Raw genomic sequence first — 15485 nt, forward strand, 5'->3', positions numbered from 1 at the left:
CTGGTCCGCTTGTGTACTATGAGCATTGAAACTTCAACCCACTAGGAGTCACCATGACCACCGCCATTGCACTTCCCGAGCTCACCGCAGGCACCTGGGCCATCGACGCAGCCCACTCCACCGTCGGATTCACCGTCCGCCACCTGGTGGTCAGCAAGGTCCGCGGCCGTTTCCAGGCCTTCACCGGCACCATCACCGTCGCTGCCGACGGCACCCCCTCTGTCGACGCCGAGATCGACGTCACCTCGATCACGACCGACAACGCCCAGCGCGACGGCCACCTCAAGACCGCCGACTTCTTCGAGGTCGAGAAGTTCCCCACCGCAACGTTCAAGTCCACCTCGGTCAAGGCCGACGGCGGAGACTTCATCGTCACCGGTGACTTCACCCTCCACGGCGTCACCAACTCCATCGATCTCAAGCTCGAGTTCAACGGCGTCAACGCCGGCATGGGCAACGGACCGGTCGCCGGCTTCGAGGCCAGCACCGTCATCAACCGCAAGGACTTCGGCATCAGCATCGACATGCCCCTCGAAGGCGGCGGCGCAGTCGTCGGCGACAAGATCACGCTGAACCTGGAAATCGAAGCCGGACTGCAGGCGTAATTCTGCCCCGCTTCACCCTCCCCCCCTTCCGGATCAATGCGGCTTTGTTGCAGTCCAAGCGACTGAAACCCACATTGATCCACGCCGGGAGGCCCACCGAACGGCCCGTATCGCATTCGCGGTACGGGCCGTTCGCTATCGGTGTCTACAGTGGGGCGCGTGAAGTTTCGATCCCCCGTAGTTGCTGCCGTCCTCGACCTGCTGATGGTCTTGCTCTTCGCCGCGATCGGCCGTCGCAGCCATGCCGAGGCCACCGCGCTGTCCGGCCTGCTCCACACCGCCTGGCCGTTCGTCGTCGGTGCGGCCATCGGCTGGACCGTCACATTCGCGCTGTACCGCAACAAGTTCGACGCGTTCCTCATCGTCCCGACGGGCATCGTCGTGTGGGTGATGACGGTCGCTCTCGGCATGGTCCTGCGTGCGGTGACCGGGCAAGGAACAGCTGGGTCGTTCATCGTCGTGGCAACCCTGTCCACCGCGGTTCTGCTGCTCGGCTGGCGCGCGCTGGCGAAGTTCGTACCCAGCGTCCGCTGACTGAAGAGTTCGTCGAGATCGGCCTCGGCGCGATAGGATCATCCACGGTGCGCCGGGAAGTCTGGTCGGCAACTGTTCTGTGCTGCGCACATGCCCTTCGATTCGACGGGTTCGCACGGCACGACGTTGCTACCGAAAGGCTTTGTCACTGTGTCTGATTCACCGAGTCCGACTGGTTCAACCACACCGAAAGCACGATTGCCGCTGTTCTCTCGCGGCTCCTGGTCCGAGGCCGACCGGGTCGCGCAGATTCTCCGCAAGGAAACCGTCGGTGGCGCATTGCTCCTCGTCGCCACTCTTGTCGCGTTGATCTGGGCCAACTCACCCTGGTCCGCGGCATACGACTCGCTGATGAGCACCCGCGTCGGGCCCTCGGCACTGCATCTCGATCTGACGCTCTCGACGTGGGCCGCCGACGGGTTGCTGGCCATCTTCTTCTTCGTCGTCGGACTCGAGCTCAAACGCGAATTCGTTGCCGGTGATCTGCGCGATCCGGCACGCGCCGCATTGCCGGTGGCCGCGGCCGTCGGCGGAATGATCGTTCCCGCAGTCATTTTCGTGCTGTTCAACCTAGGCACCGGGGACGGCGCGCTCCTCGGCTGGGCCATTCCCACCGCAACCGACATCGCGTTCGCCGTCGCCGTTCTCGCGGTGATCAGCACGCATCTTCCGACCGCGTTGCGAACCTTCCTGCTGACTCTGGCCGTGGTCGACGACCTCCTGGCCGTCAGTGTCATCGCAATCTTCTACACCGACGACATCAACTTCGTCGCGCTCGGACTGACGCTGATTCCGCTTGCCCTGTTCGCCGTTGCCGTGCAGATGCGCGTCCGCTCGTGGTGGGTTCTCATTCCGTTGGCCGTGGTGACGTGGGTACTCATGCACGAGTCCGGCGTCCACGCCACCGTCGCGGGCGTTCTGCTCGGCTTCGCCGTTCCGGTGATCCGGAGCAAGGCCAACGGCGGCCCCGAAGCGGGCCCCGGTCTCGCCGAACACTTCGAGCACAAGATTCGGCCCATCTCCGCGGGAATCGCGGTGCCGCTCTTCGCCTTCTGCGCTGCCGGCGTGACCGTAGGTGGATTCTCCGGTCTTCGCAGTGCACTGACCGATCCGATCGCCATCGGCATCATCGCCGGCCTCGTCATCGGCAAGGCCATCGGCATCTTCGGCACTACGTATCTCGTATCCCGTTTCACCAGGGCGACACTGGATGCCGGACTGAAATGGCTCGACGTCTTCGGCGTAGCGATGCTCGCCGGTATCGGCTTCACCGTGTCGCTACTGATCGGCGACCTCGCTTTCGGCGAAGGAACTCAGCGCGACGATCACGTCAAGGTCGGGGTGCTGACCGGTTCGATCATTGCGGCCACCATCGCCTCGATCATTCTGCGAACCCGCAACAAGGCGTACCGGGACATCTACATCGAAGAGACCCGCGACGACGACCACGACGGCATCCCGGACGTGTATCAGAACAAGAAGTAGCGATCGTTGGCATCCGGATGGCTCCGGTGACACGATGAGTCCGTGAGCGGAACCGTGCGCGAACTGTTGACCCGGCACGTCGACGCCGGACTGATGCCGGGGGCGGTAGCACTCCTGGGCGGCCCTGATGCGGAACCCATCGCGGTCGGATCATCGGCGGTCGGCGGTCCACCGATGGCAATCGACGCCATCGTCCGGATTCAGTCGATGAACAAGATCGTCACCAGCGTGGCCGCCCTGCGGCTCGTGGACGCGGGCCGACTGACGCTGGACGACGACGTCGTGCCCTGGCTTCCCGAACTCGCGGGCCGCCCCGTGCTCACCCGCCCCGACGCTGCACTCGACGACACCGTTCCTCAGGACCGACCGATCACGTTGCGGCACTTGCTCACCAACACCAGTGGGTACGGAATTCAGATGGGAGACACCCCGCTGGCCCGGGCGATGAGGGACAACGACACGGAAGCCGGATCCGCGCCGTCTCCGCTCGGCGCGGACGAGTGGTTGACACGCATGGCGGATCTTCCGCTGGCTTTTCAGCCCGGTGCTGGGTGGCGCTACCACCACGGCTTCGCGATCCTCGGCATCCTCGTCTCCCGCATCGTCGGCCGGTCTCTGCAGGATCACCTCCGCGACGACCTGTTCACACCACTCGATATGCCCGACACCGGACTGTGGGTGCCGACCGACCGGTGCCATCGCCTGACGGCGGCCTACCGGTTCGAGGACGGGTCGTTGATCGAAACCGAACCCGCCGCAGGCGGGCCCTACGCGGGACCGCACCCTGTCGACGTGAGTCACGGCGAGTTGGTGTCCACGGTGACCGATTTTCACCGCTTCCTTCGCGCGATCACGACGTCGGTGTCGACCGAGCACCTGGAGCTGATGACACACGACCAGGTGCCTGCGTCGATCAAGACCGACGAGAGTTTCTACCCCGGCTTCTGGCCGGGTACGGGGTGGGGATTCGGCGTCTCGGTCGTCACCGAAGGAGATCACCTCGGTCGGTACGGCTGGTCCGGCGGGCAGGGCACCGACTTCTTCGTCGACCCGGACGGGACCATCGGCATCTTGCTGACGCAGACCGAATTGTGCGAGGCCACCTTCGCGCTGCTGTCGGAGTTCCAGGAACTGCGCTGACAGGACCTATGCTGACACGACCTACGCTGGGCCGATTGCAGCACCTACAGTTACCGCCGTGATCGAGAACCGGTTTCGAGCGTGACGCAGCCACTGGCCCGTCGACTCGGGCTCTTCGACGCCATCGTCATCGGTGTCGGTTCGATGGTCGGGGCCGGAGTGTTCGCGTCGTTCGCCCCCGCTGCGGCCGTTGCAGGTGCGGGCCTGCTCATCGGTCTTGCCATTGCCGCGGTCGTGGCGTTCTGCAACGCCACCTCGTCCGCGCAGCTGGCCGCCCAGTACCCGACCTCGGGTGGCACGTACATCTACGGTCGTGAACGACTCGGCGAGTGGCCCGGATTCGTGGCCGGCTGGAGCTTCGTCATCGGCAAGACCTCGAGTTCGGCGGCCATGGCACTGGTGTTCGCGGCGTATGTCGCACCTGCCGGTTACACAGAACTCGTTGCGGCGCTTGCCATTATCGCATTGACAGCGGTGAACTACTTCGGCATCACCCGCACGGCCATGCTGACGAAGATCCTCGTCGCTGCCGTGCTCACCGTCCTCGTCATCGCAGTGGTCCTCGGCCTCACAGGCTCGTCCGGCCCCGCCGTCGGCGGACTGGGCTCGTTCACCGAGAACGGGTGGTACGGAATTCTGCAGTCGGCGGGGCTGCTGTTCTTCGCCTTTGCGGGGTACGCGCGTATCGCCACCCTCGGCGAGGAGGTCGTCCGACCCGAGCGCACCATTCCGCGTGCCATCGTGTCCGCCCTCGGTATCGCGCTGGTGGTCTACGCGGTGGTTGCGTTGACACTGCTGTCGGTTCTCGGCCCCGATCTCCTGGCCTCGTCGCCTGCCCCATTAGTCGATCTCGTGGGGGCGTCGGGACAGTCGTGGGCGTCGCCGCTGATGCGGATCGGCGCCGGCCTCGCCGCACTGGGAGCGTTGCTGGCGCTGATCGCCGGCATCGGACGCACGTCGCTGGCAATGGCCCGCCACGACGATCTGCCGTCGTATCTGACCGCGGTCCATCCGCGCTATTCGGTTCCGCACCGGGCCGAGATCACCCTCGCCGTGATCGTCGTCGTGCTGGTCCTGGTGGTCGATCTGCGTGACGCCATCGGCTTCTCGTCGTTCGGAGTCTTGCTCTACTACCTGGTGGCCAATCTCAGCGCGTACACCCAGGATGCCGAGAATCGCCGCTACCCGCGGGCCTTACCGGTGATCGGCAGCATCGGGTGCGTGGTACTGATCGCAACGTTGCCGGTGTCGTCCATCGTCGTCGGAACCATCGTGGTCGTGCTCGGTGTCCTCTACCGAACAGGCCGACGACTGTTCACTTGACGGCTGATTCGACAAACGTCAATATAGACGAATGTCGAATCAAGAACGGTCGTTCCTCGATGGTGACTGCTGCTCGCCGCTGATCCGCGAACCCCTGAACGCCGATTGGGCCGGAGATCTGGCTCGGATGTTCAAGGCACTGGGAGATCCCGTGCGTCTTCGCCTACTCAGCCTCGTCGCCAGCCACGCCGGCGGCGAAGCATGTGTCTGCGACATCTCCCCCGCATTCGACCTCTCCCAACCCACCATCTCCCACCACCTCAAGGTCTTACGCGAGGCAGGTCTGCTCGACTGCGAGCGCCGCGGCACCTGGGTCTACTACTGGGTGGTTCCTACTGCGCTGCAACAACTGTCGTCGGTTCTCAGTTCGGCCGACCCGACGGCGGTGATGGCATGAGCACATCGACCGAAACTGCCGTAGTCGGCAAGCTCTCCACTCTCGACCGGTTCCTGCCCGTATGGATCGGCGTGGCCATGGTCGTGGGGCTGCTCCTGGGACGCATGATCCCCGGGCTGAACGACGCCTTGTCGTCCATCTCGATCGACGGCGTCTCGCTCCCCATCGCCATCGGCCTGCTGATCATGATGTACCCGGTGCTGGCCAAGGTGCGCTACGACCGTCTCGACACCGTCACCGGCGACAAACGCCTGCTGATCGGATCGCTGGTCCTCAACTGGATCCTCGGTCCGGCTCTGATGTTCGCTCTCGCATGGCTTTTCCTCCCCGATCTGCCCGAGTACCGGACCGGGCTGATCATCGTCGGGCTCGCACGCTGCATCGCGATGGTCATCATCTGGAACGACCTCGCCTGCGGAGACCGGGAAGCCGCCGCCGTGCTGGTGGCGATCAACTCGGTGTTCCAGGTCTTCATGTTCGCCGTTCTCGGGTGGTTCTACCTCTCGGTCCTTCCCGGTTGGCTCGGACTCGAGCAAACCACCATCGAGGCGTCGCCCTGGCAGATCGCGAAATCGGTACTCATCTTCCTCGGCATACCTCTGATAGCGGGATTCGCGTCGCGCTTCTTCGGTGAACGCGCCAAGGGCCGCGACTGGTACGAGGAGAAGTTCATCCCCAGGATCGCCCCCTGGGCGCTGTACGGTCTGCTGTTCACCATTGTCATTCTCTTTGCGCTGCAGGGTGATCGAATCACATCGCAGCCGCTCGACGTAGTGCGCATCGCGCTGCCACTGCTGGTGTACTTCGCGGTGATGTGGGGCGGCGGCTACGCCCTCGGTGCCGCGATGGGTCTGGGCTACGAGCGCACCACCACCCTCGCGTTCACCGCTGCAGGCAACAACTTCGAGTTGGCGATCGCTGTCGCCATCGCGACCTACGGCGCGACATCCGGGCAAGCACTCGCCGGAGTCGTCGGACCACTCATCGAGGTGCCGGTACTGGTTGGCCTCGTCTACGTCTCACTCGCCCTGCGTAAACGATTCTCCCCCAATCCATCCGCGACCACCGTGACCAAGGAGTCCTGATGTCCAACACTCCCAGCGTCCTGTTCGTGTGCGTCAAGAACGGTGGTAAATCTCAGATAGCCGCCGGTCTGATGCGCAAGGCCGCAGGCGATTCGGTCGAGGTGCACTCGGCTGGGACCAAGCCCAGCGGATCAATCAACGCACTCTCGGCCGAGGCCCTCCTCGAGGTCGGCGTCGACCTCTTCGACGAGCAGCCCAAGCCGATCGACCCAAACCTGTTGTCTCGCATGGACTACGTGGTCACCCTCGGGAGCGAAGCGAAGGTCGATCCCATCGACGGTCCGACATTCGAGAACTGGAACACCGACGAGCCGTCCGAGCGCGGTATCGACGGGATCGAACGAATGCGCCTGGTGCGCGACGACATTGCCGCTCGGGTCGAGGAGCTCGCGTCCCGATTGCGCCGCACCAACGGTTGACTCGAATGACTCCGGAGGTAGTGGTGATCGGCGGCGGTCAGGCGGGACTGTCCGCCGGCTACTACCTGCGACGGGCCGGTCTGGACTTCGTCATTCTCGACAATCAGACACATGCCGGCGGGTCCTGGCAGGACTACTGGCCATCGCTGCATCTGTTCTCACCCGCCGAGTACTCACGCCTACCCGGCTGGCCGATGCCGCCGTGGCACAACGGCTTTCCACCGGCATCACATGTGGTGGACTACCTTCGGGCATACGAGAAGAAGTACGAACTGCCGGTTCACCGGCCCGTCGAGGTGAAGTCCGTGCATCGAGTCGAGGGCAGCTATCGAATCGACACCGATGGCGAGTCGTACGGTGCCGCGGCCGTCATCAATGCAACGGGAACGTGGTCTCGACCCTTCTGGCCGAGCTACCCCGGAATGCGCGGGTTCGGCGGGACCCAGCTGCATGCCGCCGACTACCGGGTGCCCGATCCGTTCGCGGGCAAGCGAGTCGGCATCATCGGGGGAGGCAATTCGGCGGCGCAGATCCTCGCCGAGATCTCCACCGTCGCCGAGACCCTGTGGTTCACCAACCGTGAACCTCGGTTTCTGCCCGACGATGTCGACGGCCGGGTGCTGTTCGATGTCGCCAGCGATCGGGCTCGCGCCCTTGCCGCGGGCGACGCGGACTCCGGCGGGGTCACCGGCCTGGGAGACATCGTGATGGTGCCGCCGGTGCGAGACGCACGCGATCGTGGAGTTCTGCATGCTCGGCCGATGTTCACCGCCTTGACCTCAGACGGCGTCACCGACGGGCACACAACCGAGACTCTGGACGCGATCGTGTGGTGCACCGGTTTTCGTCCGGCACTTCGCCACCTGCGAGCATTGCACTTGCACGCCGATGGTTCGGGAATTGTGCTGGACGGCAACCATGTTCGAGACGAGCCGACCCTGATTTTTCTCGGCTACGGCGACTGGACCGGCACCGCGTCGGCAACGCTCATAGGTGTCGGCCGGACCGCTCGGGCAGCCGTGGACACCGTCATTCGTGGAAGAAAGGTAGATCAGTCATGAACGAATACCCCGTAGTGGTGATCGGCGCAGGGCCCATCGGTCTCGCCGCCGCGGCGCATCTGACCGAAACCGGCTCTGCCGTAGTCGTTCTCGAATGTGGTCCGTCCGCAGGAGCAGCAGTGTCCGGATGGAACCACGTTCGGTTGTTCTCTCCGTGGTCCGAGGTCGTGGACCCCGCGGCCGCGCGGTTGCTCGAGCCCACCGGTTGGACCGAGCCGGACGGCGAGACCTACGCCACCGGACGCGAATGGGTGGAGCAGTACCTCGCGCCCCTCGCCGCCGTACTCGGTGACGCCGTTCGCGTGGACTCCGAGGTAGTCGGTGTAGCCCGCCGCGGACGCGACCGCGTGGTCGACGCCGGCCGCGACACGGAGCCGCTGTCCGTCCACATCCGGCATTCAGACGGCAGCGATGAACGCATTCTCGCCCGCGCGGTCGTCGACGCGTCGGGCACCTGGGGATCACCGAATCCACTGGGCAGCGAGGGACTTCCGGCCGTCGGAGAGAAGGCCGCCGCAGATCGGATCGACTACCGAGTTCCCGATCTCACCGATCCGGCGATTCGCTCCCAGTTCGCGGGCAAGCACACAGTCATCGCTGGCAGCGGCCACTCCGCCCTGACCGCCATCATCACCTTCGCCGAACTCGCCGCCGAGGAACCAGGAACGACACTCACCTGGGCCGTCCGCCGAGGCGTCACCGCCGATGTGTTCGGCGGCGGGGACGCGGACGAACTGGCTGCTCGCGGCGCTCTCGGTCAACGCGCCAGGAAGGCGGTCGACGACGGATTCCTCACCGTCGTCGCCGGCTTCCGCACCGAAACCGTTGCGGTGGAGGGGGATCGGATCACTCTGATCGGTGACACCGGCGCTCGCATCGAGAACGTGGAGAGCATCGTCGCACTCACCGGGTTCCGACCGAATCTGTCGTGGCTGTCCGAGGTGCGCCTCGATCTCGATCCCACCCTGCAGGCACCGAAGTTCGTCGCGGAATTGGTGGACCCCAACATGCATTCGTGTGGATCGGTGTCCCCACACGGCGTCGAAGAACTCACTCAACCCGAGCCCGGTTTCTACCTGGTCGGCATGAAGAGCTACGGCCGCGCTCCGACGTTTCTCGCGATGACCGGCTACGAGCAGGTTCGCAGCATCGCAGCCGAACTCGCCGGCGACCACGAGGGCGCACGGAAGGTGGAGCTGACGTTGCCCGACACCGGAGTCTGCGGCGGCGCGGGCCTGTTCGACGAACCCGACGCGCCGTCGACCGGCGGTTGCTGCAGCGTCCCCCGCGAGACTGAGGCGCAACTGATCTGACCGTCAGCCGACCCGGGAGGTGAACAAGATGCGGACCGCCGCGCCCTTTCGGAACGATCGTTCCGCGGCTAACATCGAACCCTGCTACTTGGAACACTCGTTCCGTTATCGAAAGGAATAGTGCGGTGAAACTGCGACGGATACGGACCGCGGACGGATTGCAGTTGCAGACTTCGACCACAGGTGAGTCCTGGCAGCCGACACTCGACCGGTCGGCTCTGGGCGGGAGCGTTTTCGATTCCGAGTGGGAACTGGCCCGCGCCGATGAACACCTCGAGCACAGTGCGCTGGTGCTGCCGTTCCAGCCGGCCTCGTTCCGGGACTTCATGCTCTACGAGCAGCATGTTCTCGACGCAAGTCGGGGCTTGCTCCGGCGTTTCCATCGGAAGCAGAGCCGGGCAGTGGCTGCCGTGGAAGCGCTCACCCGACGCCCCTTTCCGCTGCTGCGCCCCAAGCCGCTGTTCTACACCCAACCCATCTACTACATGTCCAATGCGCTCACTTTCGTCCCCTCGGGGACGGCGCTCGCCGCCCCGTCCTATGCGAAAGCGCTGGACTACGAACTCGAGATCGGCTTCGTCCTCGCTCGGAGTTTGTTCGACGCCACCGCGGACGAGGCTCTCGACGCCATCGGAGCGTTCGTCGTCCTCAACGATTTCAGCGCTCGCGATGTCCAGCGCTCCGAGATGGACAGCGGATTCGGGCCACAGAAGTCCAAACACTTCGCGACCTCGCTCTCGGAGGTAGCCGTCACCGCCGATGAGATCCTGCCCACGATCGATTCCCTGCGGGGAACGGTCACCATCGACGGCACCACCGTGTCCACCGTCTCGAGCGCCGGGATGCAGCACACCATCGGGGAAGTCCTGGCGCATGCCTCCCGCAGCGAGATACTTCGGCCCGGTGAATTGTTCGCCACCGGCACCCTGCCCGGCGGCAGCGGGATGGAAACCGGGCACTGGCTCACACCCGGGTCCACCGTCGAACTCAGCATCGACGGGATCGGCAGTATCAGCCACGTCATACTCGATTCGTGACGTTCCCCGACTCCGAAGAATCGCCTGCTCGCTCGAAACGGGACGCCAATCGCGCCGAGCTGCGGACCCGGTTGCTCGACTCAGCCGAGGAACTCTTCGCCGACCGCGGCTACTTCGGTGTCGGTGTCCGCGATATCACCGACCGCGCACACACCCGATTGGCCTCGGTCAGTGAGCAATTCGGCGGTAAAGAAGCACTCTTTCAGGCCGTGCTGGCGCGGCGCATCCGCCCTCTCAACGACGATCGGCGCGCCCACCTGTCGGCGCTACCGACGCGTGGAACCCAGCCCGAACGTCTACGCGCACTGATCGAGGCGTTCACCGAACCGATGCGTCGCCGTGCCGGTGCTCCCGGATGGGACAACTACTTTCGGCTCATTGCTCAACTCTCCAACTCCGGCAACCCGATCGGTCGTCTGATCGTCGACGACTTCAACGCCATCGCCATCGATTTCATGACCCGGATGCACGCACTGTTCCCACACGCGAACGAGGCGGAAATTCACGACGCGTACCTGCATCTGGTCGCCGCCGCGATGCACACCTACTCCAACAATCTCCGGCTCGACAGTCTCACCGAGGGCCGGATGCATGCGCGTGACATGGACGAACGGCACCGGGCGTTGCTGCGCTTCGCCCAGGGGGGCATCACCGCGACGGTCACCCGTTCTGCGTCCGGCTGATCGTCGTACCGCGGCGAAGGAGTCACTCAGCCGAAGGCCTGGTACCCCAGCCAGCCGGCGAGTCCGAGGCCCAGAATCCCGACACCGATACGCAGGACGATCGGCGAGATCACCTTGACCGTCGGCGGCCCGCAGGCTCCGCCGACGAAGCACCCGATCGCGAGTGCGAGCGCAGCCAGCCAGTGCACCTGGCCGGAGAACGAAAAGATTATCGCGGCAATGAGATTGGCGATGCCGAGAAAGAAGCTCTTCAGAACGCTTGCGCGCCAGAAGGTATCCGACGTGCAGATCAGCGCCAGCGCGAGGAAGATGACACCGGCTCCGGCACCGAAGTAGCCGCCGTAGATCGCGACAGCGAACAGCGCCAAGGGGTAGAGCGTCGGAAACTGTTTGCCTCCGGACAACTTTCGGATGCTCGGTTGCAGCAGCAGTGCAATGGCGGCCATCGCCACCAGGAACGGCACCACTACCTCGAACGAACCGTCAGGCGTGTTGAGCAACAGGATCGCGCCGGTGGTGCCGCCGAGCGCGGAGTAGATCGCGTAGCGAACAAGCTGCTTGCCGTCCTTGGCCAGCTCGGCCGACGAACTCGCCGTCGCACCGACGCCGGCAGCGACAAGAGCCACCGTGTTCGTCACGTTGGCCGACACCGCGGGCAAGCCCACCGCCAGCAGCGCCGGATACGAGACGAGCGAGGCGAGCCCGGTGACGAACCCGATGAGGCCGGCGAAGAACCCGGCCACCACCAGTAGTCCGAAATCGAGCACCGTCACCGAACAAAACTACCGTGACTAACGATCCCGACTACTCGACGGGGTTCGCCATCTCCTGCAGCAACCGACTCGTCATCCGCACTGCCTGATCCCCGCCGTCTGCGTCCTCGATGTACACCGCGAAAGCGACGTCACCACTGGTGGCGAGTACGAAGCGATCGTCGCCGCTTTCCCCGGCGAAGCCCTGGACACCATCGAACGTATCGAGGCCACTGCTGCTCGACGAGTCGGCGAGTATGCCGCGCAACCGGTTTGTCGCGTCCGTTCCGATGGGCTCGGCTTCGCGATCGGCGACGGCAGTCTGTCCGGCGACGATCATCGGGGTCGGTGCGCTGCCCCGGGAGATCGCGGCTGCCATCTGCGCGAGTCCGAACGGCGTCACGGTCGCCTCGTCCCCGGAGGCCGTGGACACGGTGCGGATGCCGTCGATTGCACTACGACTTCCGGCGGGAGTTCCGGTGTAGGCGTCGAGCCCGGGCATGGAGTAGTGAATTCCCAGGCCGAGCCGCGCGGCTGCATCCTCGCCACTGTCGTCACCACGATCGGACTGCACGGCCTTGACCAGGTCCGACGCGGTGCCGGCCGGGTAGGAACCACCGAAGGCCACGTCTCCTTGCTCGTTGGCGTAACTGTTCTGTGCCGCACCGATGATCGCGCCGGTCGAGGTGGACAGTGCCACGATCGACGCGGACGTCCCCGCCATCACCACAGCGTTCTCGGCCGCGAGTTGCACGCGCGGATCGAGCGTCGAGTGCAGATCCGGCCCACCCGGACCCTGGAATCCGACGCGTCGCTCGCCGCTTCCGTCGACGGTGTAGGTGTCGACGGCCCAGCCCGCGGTGGCGTCGCGCCCGGCTTGCCATGCGGTGCGCAGAGAATCGAGCACCGGTGAGGTGATGCGCCGGTCGTCGACGATGAGCTTCGGCTGCGGGGAGACCACCACACCCGGCACGGCGCGCAGATCGTCCTCGAGAACGGCGAAGTCGTCGTCGCGCAGAGTCACCGCGGTGATCGGTGCACCGCCGGCCGAATTCAGCTCTGCCAGCATCGATTCGGAGGTGATGAGCGGTGCGACGACATCGATGATGTCGGCGAGTTGCGTCGTGGACGCAACCGGATCACTCGTCTGCGCCGGGTCGAGGGAGATGGCATTGATGGTCCGCTCACTCATCAGCACGTTGTTCGCGGCGTCGAAGATCAGCGGCGGCGCGGCGTCGGTACGGGTGTAGCGGACCGAGCCACCGGAGGTGAGGTCGGGTACGAGGGTGGCCGGATCCCACGCGATGCGCCAGCCAACGCTGAGTTTCTTGGTCGAGCCCTGCGCGCTGTACTTCCAATCCTTGCCCTCGCCGAAGTTCCACGCCGACGCCAGAGTGAAGAAGCCGCTCTCGTCGGAGAGGTCCATGTACTGGGTCAGGTCGAAATCGCCCGTGGACGTGCCGTCGGCCGACAAGCCGTCGAACATCTGGTTGAGAGCTGCTGTCGCGGCGTTCGGGTAGGTCGTGAGCGCGGCGGCGGCAGCAACATCGCGGTTGTCCAGCGCATCGACGAACTTCGAGACCAACACTTCGGCTTCGCTCGGTGGCCGATCGACCATCCAGAACGCGGCCGAGACCGTCAATGTCGCCGAAGCTGCCACAGCGACGAGGTAGCGACCGCGAACCTTGCGCGGGCCACGACGGACACGACTCATAGAACTCATGAGTCACAATATTCACTGTAGTCACACGAGTAACAAGCACGGTATTCATACGAGCCGGTCACGATTGAGATACGTCCTGGCCGGTCTACCTCAGAAAGCGACCCGCAGCTTCGATGGCCGGCGTCGAGCTGCCCGCGTTGTTCACGAAGACCGCGAACGCAAGATCGCCGGAAATTCCGACGAACCAACCGTGAGCGCCTTCGTTGTTGGCACCGAACTCGGCGGTGCCGGTCTTACCGAGCAATCCGGGGATGTCATTCAACGCCGTGGCCGTTCCGCCGGTGATGGTCTCGCGCATCATGGTCTTGATCTGCTCGGTGACCTGCGGGTTCACTGCTGCCGGCTGCATGTTGCCCACGCCGGGCTTACCTGCGACAACCGTCGGTGGGAGCAAGGCGTTGTTGGCGATCGAGGACGCGACCAGCGCCATCCCGAACGGTGACGCAGTCACCTGCCCCTGGCCGATGGCGGATTCGACGCGCTGCGCCGGGGTGTCGGCCGACGGCACCGAGCCGGTGACGGTCGTCAGGCCCGGGGTGACGTAGTCGACGCCGAGGCCGTACTGCGCCGCCGCGTCGGTCAGACCGTTCGGCGGGAGTGCGACGCCGAGGCGGCCCATCGTCGTATTGCACGATTTTGCGAAGGCGGTGTGCAGCGGCACGTCACCGAGTTCGAAGTTGTCGTCGTTCGGGATCTGCCTGCCTTCGATGTTCTCGGTCGCCGGGCACGGCAGCACGGTATCGGGGGTGACCGCACCGGACTGCAGGGCAGCCGAGGTGGTGACCGTCTTGAACGTCGACCCCGGCGGGTACAGGCCGGTCAAGGCGATCGGGCCCTCGGCGTCCGCGGCGGCATTCTGGGCAACGGCCAGAACATTTCCCGTCGACGGCCGAAGCGCGACGATCGCAGCCTGCTGTGGCAACGACGCCAGGGCGTTCTCGGCTTTGAGTTGCAGCGCCGAGTCGACCGTGGTCGCGATGTCCTCGCCGGTGCTTGCATCGCGTCCGGCGAGCTGGGTGACGGTGCCATCGGCTGCGACCGCTTGGATCGCCCAGCCACGATTGGCGGCCTGCTCCTGCTCCCACAGCGTCGTCAGATCACTGAGCACCGGCGAGACGAGGTTGCGATCGGTGGCCAACAGTCGCGTCTGCGGCGCGAGCGTGACTCCGGGGATGGTGGCGAGCTGGGCACCGATGGGGTCGATATCCGACTGACGGAGGGAGACGATCGTGGCTGAATTACCCTGTGCAGCAGCGACAGTCGCAGCGACGGACTCGGCCGTGACACCCGGAACGACGGATCCGACGAGGTTCGCGACAGCTACGGGATCGGCCGTCGCATCGACGTTGACGAGGGTGACCACCTGCTGCGACATCAGCTCGACGCCGTTGCCGTCGAAGATGCGAGGTGCCACCAGAGCATCAGTCGGAGTGAATCGCACCGACGAGTCGGCCGTCAGGCCCGGAACCAACATCGCCGGATCCCAGGTGATCTTCCACCCCTGCTGGGTCTCGGCTGCAGTGGCCGACGTGGTGTAGTTCCACTCCTTCGGTTCACCGTCCGGTTCGGCGGTGCCGTCGCTGGTCGTCGAGAAACGCCAGCCGGCGTTCAACGTGAACGTGCCGGCATCCTCGTTGGCGTCGACAGCCTCGAAATCCGGAGTGGCCGTCACCGTTCCGCCGCCCGAGAGCCCGTCGTACAACGCGGTGAGCGCTGCCGTCGCTCCGGCCGGATCGGTGGTCAGCGCGGCCGCCTGCTCGATGTTCGAGCTGTTCACCGCGGACGCGAACTGCTCGGCGACCGTCTGCGGCTGATCGGGACCACTCTGACCGCAGGCGGCGAGCACCAATGCCAGAACGGTCAGGATGGCTGCCGACGTCGTCGATTTTCTCGATGTGCGCACGACGTCGATCATGCCCCAGGCCACC

The 15485-nt window shown here is 65.1% G+C and carries 15 protein-coding genes; 12 read left to right on the top strand and 3 right to left on the bottom strand.

Annotated elements, in window-relative coordinates; genetic code table 11:
* Nucleotides 1-53 precede the first annotated feature (53 nt).
* The 12 genes from CH286_RS06325 (at nt 54) to CH286_RS06380 (ending at nt 11082) form a co-directional block, all read left to right on the top strand.
* A complete protein-coding gene (locus CH286_RS06325) occupies nt 54-605 on the top strand; it encodes a YceI family protein (RefSeq protein ID WP_032405259.1) in 552 nt (183 codons plus the stop codon).
* Between the two features lie 159 nt (nt 606-764).
* Nucleotides 765-1139, top strand: a complete 375-nt coding sequence (locus tag CH286_RS06330; RefSeq protein ID WP_037147322.1) for a DUF3054 domain-containing protein — start codon at nt 765-767, stop codon at nt 1137-1139.
* A gap of 150 nt (nt 1140-1289) precedes the next feature.
* On the top strand, nt 1290-2624 hold the full coding sequence (gene nhaA, locus CH286_RS06335; protein ID WP_037147690.1) for a Na+/H+ antiporter NhaA: 1335 nt from the start codon (nt 1290-1292) through the stop codon (nt 2622-2624).
* Between the two features lie 42 nt (nt 2625-2666).
* Nucleotides 2667-3764, top strand: coding sequence for a serine hydrolase domain-containing protein (locus CH286_RS06340; protein ID WP_217902908.1), 1098 nt, complete (start codon nt 2667-2669; stop codon nt 3762-3764).
* Between the two features lie 81 nt (nt 3765-3845).
* Nucleotides 3846-5087, top strand: coding sequence for an APC family permease (locus CH286_RS06345; RefSeq protein WP_037147327.1), 1242 nt, complete (start codon nt 3846-3848; stop codon nt 5085-5087).
* 31 nt (nt 5088-5118) lie between these two features.
* Nucleotides 5119-5484 (top strand): ArsR/SmtB family transcription factor, encoded by a 366-nt coding sequence (locus tag CH286_RS06350; RefSeq protein ID WP_094608692.1) that lies wholly within the window; start codon nt 5119-5121, stop codon nt 5482-5484.
* Nucleotides 5481-6569 carry an ACR3 family arsenite efflux transporter gene (gene arsB / locus CH286_RS06355; protein ID WP_094608693.1) on the top strand — a complete coding sequence of 363 codons (1089 nt, stop codon included), beginning with the start codon at nt 5481-5483 and terminating at the stop codon, nt 6567-6569. The genes CH286_RS06350 and arsB overlap by 4 nt, the downstream gene beginning before the upstream one ends.
* Nucleotides 6569-6988, top strand: a complete 420-nt coding sequence (locus tag CH286_RS06360; protein ID WP_094608694.1) for an arsenate-mycothiol transferase ArsC — start codon at nt 6569-6571, stop codon at nt 6986-6988. The genes arsB and CH286_RS06360 overlap by 1 nt, the downstream gene beginning before the upstream one ends.
* Before the next feature lie 5 nt (nt 6989-6993).
* Complete coding sequence (locus CH286_RS06365; RefSeq protein ID WP_094608695.1) at nt 6994-8049, top strand: ArsO family NAD(P)H-dependent flavin-containing monooxygenase; 1056 nt, start codon at nt 6994-6996, stop codon at nt 8047-8049.
* Nucleotides 8046-9362: an NAD(P)-binding domain-containing protein gene (locus CH286_RS06370; RefSeq protein ID WP_094608696.1), complete on the top strand. Its 1317-nt coding sequence runs from the start codon at nt 8046-8048 to the stop codon at nt 9360-9362. The genes CH286_RS06365 and CH286_RS06370 overlap by 4 nt, the downstream gene beginning before the upstream one ends.
* 125 nt (nt 9363-9487) lie before the next feature.
* Nucleotides 9488-10399, top strand: coding sequence for a fumarylacetoacetate hydrolase family protein (locus CH286_RS06375; protein ID WP_094608697.1), 912 nt, complete (start codon nt 9488-9490; stop codon nt 10397-10399).
* Nucleotides 10396-11082, top strand: a complete 687-nt coding sequence (locus CH286_RS06380; protein WP_032405249.1) for a TetR/AcrR family transcriptional regulator — start codon at nt 10396-10398, stop codon at nt 11080-11082. The genes CH286_RS06375 and CH286_RS06380 overlap by 4 nt, the downstream gene beginning before the upstream one ends.
* A 26-nt stretch (nt 11083-11108) precedes the next feature.
* Here the strand turns inward: CH286_RS06380 and CH286_RS06385 are convergent, their stop codons facing one another.
* From CH286_RS06385 to CH286_RS06395, 3 genes are all read right to left on the bottom strand, one after another.
* On the bottom strand, nt 11109-11855 hold the full coding sequence (locus CH286_RS06385) for a sulfite exporter TauE/SafE family protein (RefSeq protein ID WP_032405248.1): 747 nt from the start codon (nt 11853-11855) through the stop codon (nt 11109-11111).
* 31 nt (nt 11856-11886) lie between these two features.
* Nucleotides 11887-13548, bottom strand: coding sequence for an NTF2-like N-terminal transpeptidase domain-containing protein (locus tag CH286_RS06390; RefSeq protein ID WP_176458165.1), 1662 nt, complete (start codon nt 13546-13548; stop codon nt 11887-11889).
* A 94-nt stretch (nt 13549-13642) separates the two neighbouring features.
* Nucleotides 13643-15472 carry a penicillin-binding transpeptidase domain-containing protein gene (locus tag CH286_RS06395; RefSeq protein WP_032405247.1) on the bottom strand — a complete coding sequence of 610 codons (1830 nt, stop codon included), beginning with the start codon at nt 15470-15472 and terminating at the stop codon, nt 13643-13645.
* Nucleotides 15473-15485 lie beyond the last annotated feature (13 nt).

The organism is Rhodococcus sp. WWJCD1, from assembly GCF_002258735.1.
Classification (GTDB): domain Bacteria; phylum Actinomycetota; class Actinomycetes; order Mycobacteriales; family Mycobacteriaceae; genus Rhodococcoides.

Bases quoted from the DNA above. Each gene is read 5' to 3' on its own strand.
- CH286_RS06325 (WP_032405259.1), top strand. From the start codon at position 54: ATGACCACCGCCATTGCACTTCCCGAGCTCACCGCAGGCACCTGGGCC.
- CH286_RS06350 (WP_094608692.1), top strand. From the start codon at position 5,119: ATGTCGAATCAAGAACGGTCGTTCCTCGATGGTGACTGCTGCTCGCCG.
- arsB (WP_094608693.1), top strand. From the start codon at position 5,481: ATGAGCACATCGACCGAAACTGCCGTAGTCGGCAAGCTCTCCACTCTC.
- CH286_RS06360 (WP_094608694.1), top strand. From the start codon at position 6,569: ATGTCCAACACTCCCAGCGTCCTGTTCGTGTGCGTCAAGAACGGTGGT.
- CH286_RS06365 (WP_094608695.1), top strand. From the start codon at position 6,994: ATGACTCCGGAGGTAGTGGTGATCGGCGGCGGTCAGGCGGGACTGTCC.
- CH286_RS06370 (WP_094608696.1), top strand. From the start codon at position 8,046: ATGAACGAATACCCCGTAGTGGTGATCGGCGCAGGGCCCATCGGTCTC.
- CH286_RS06390 (WP_176458165.1), bottom strand. From the start codon at position 13,548: ATGAGTCGTGTCCGTCGTGGCCCGCGCAAGGTTCGCGGTCGCTACCTC.
- CH286_RS06395 (WP_032405247.1), bottom strand. From the start codon at position 15,472: ATGATCGACGTCGTGCGCACATCGAGAAAATCGACGACGTCGGCAGCC.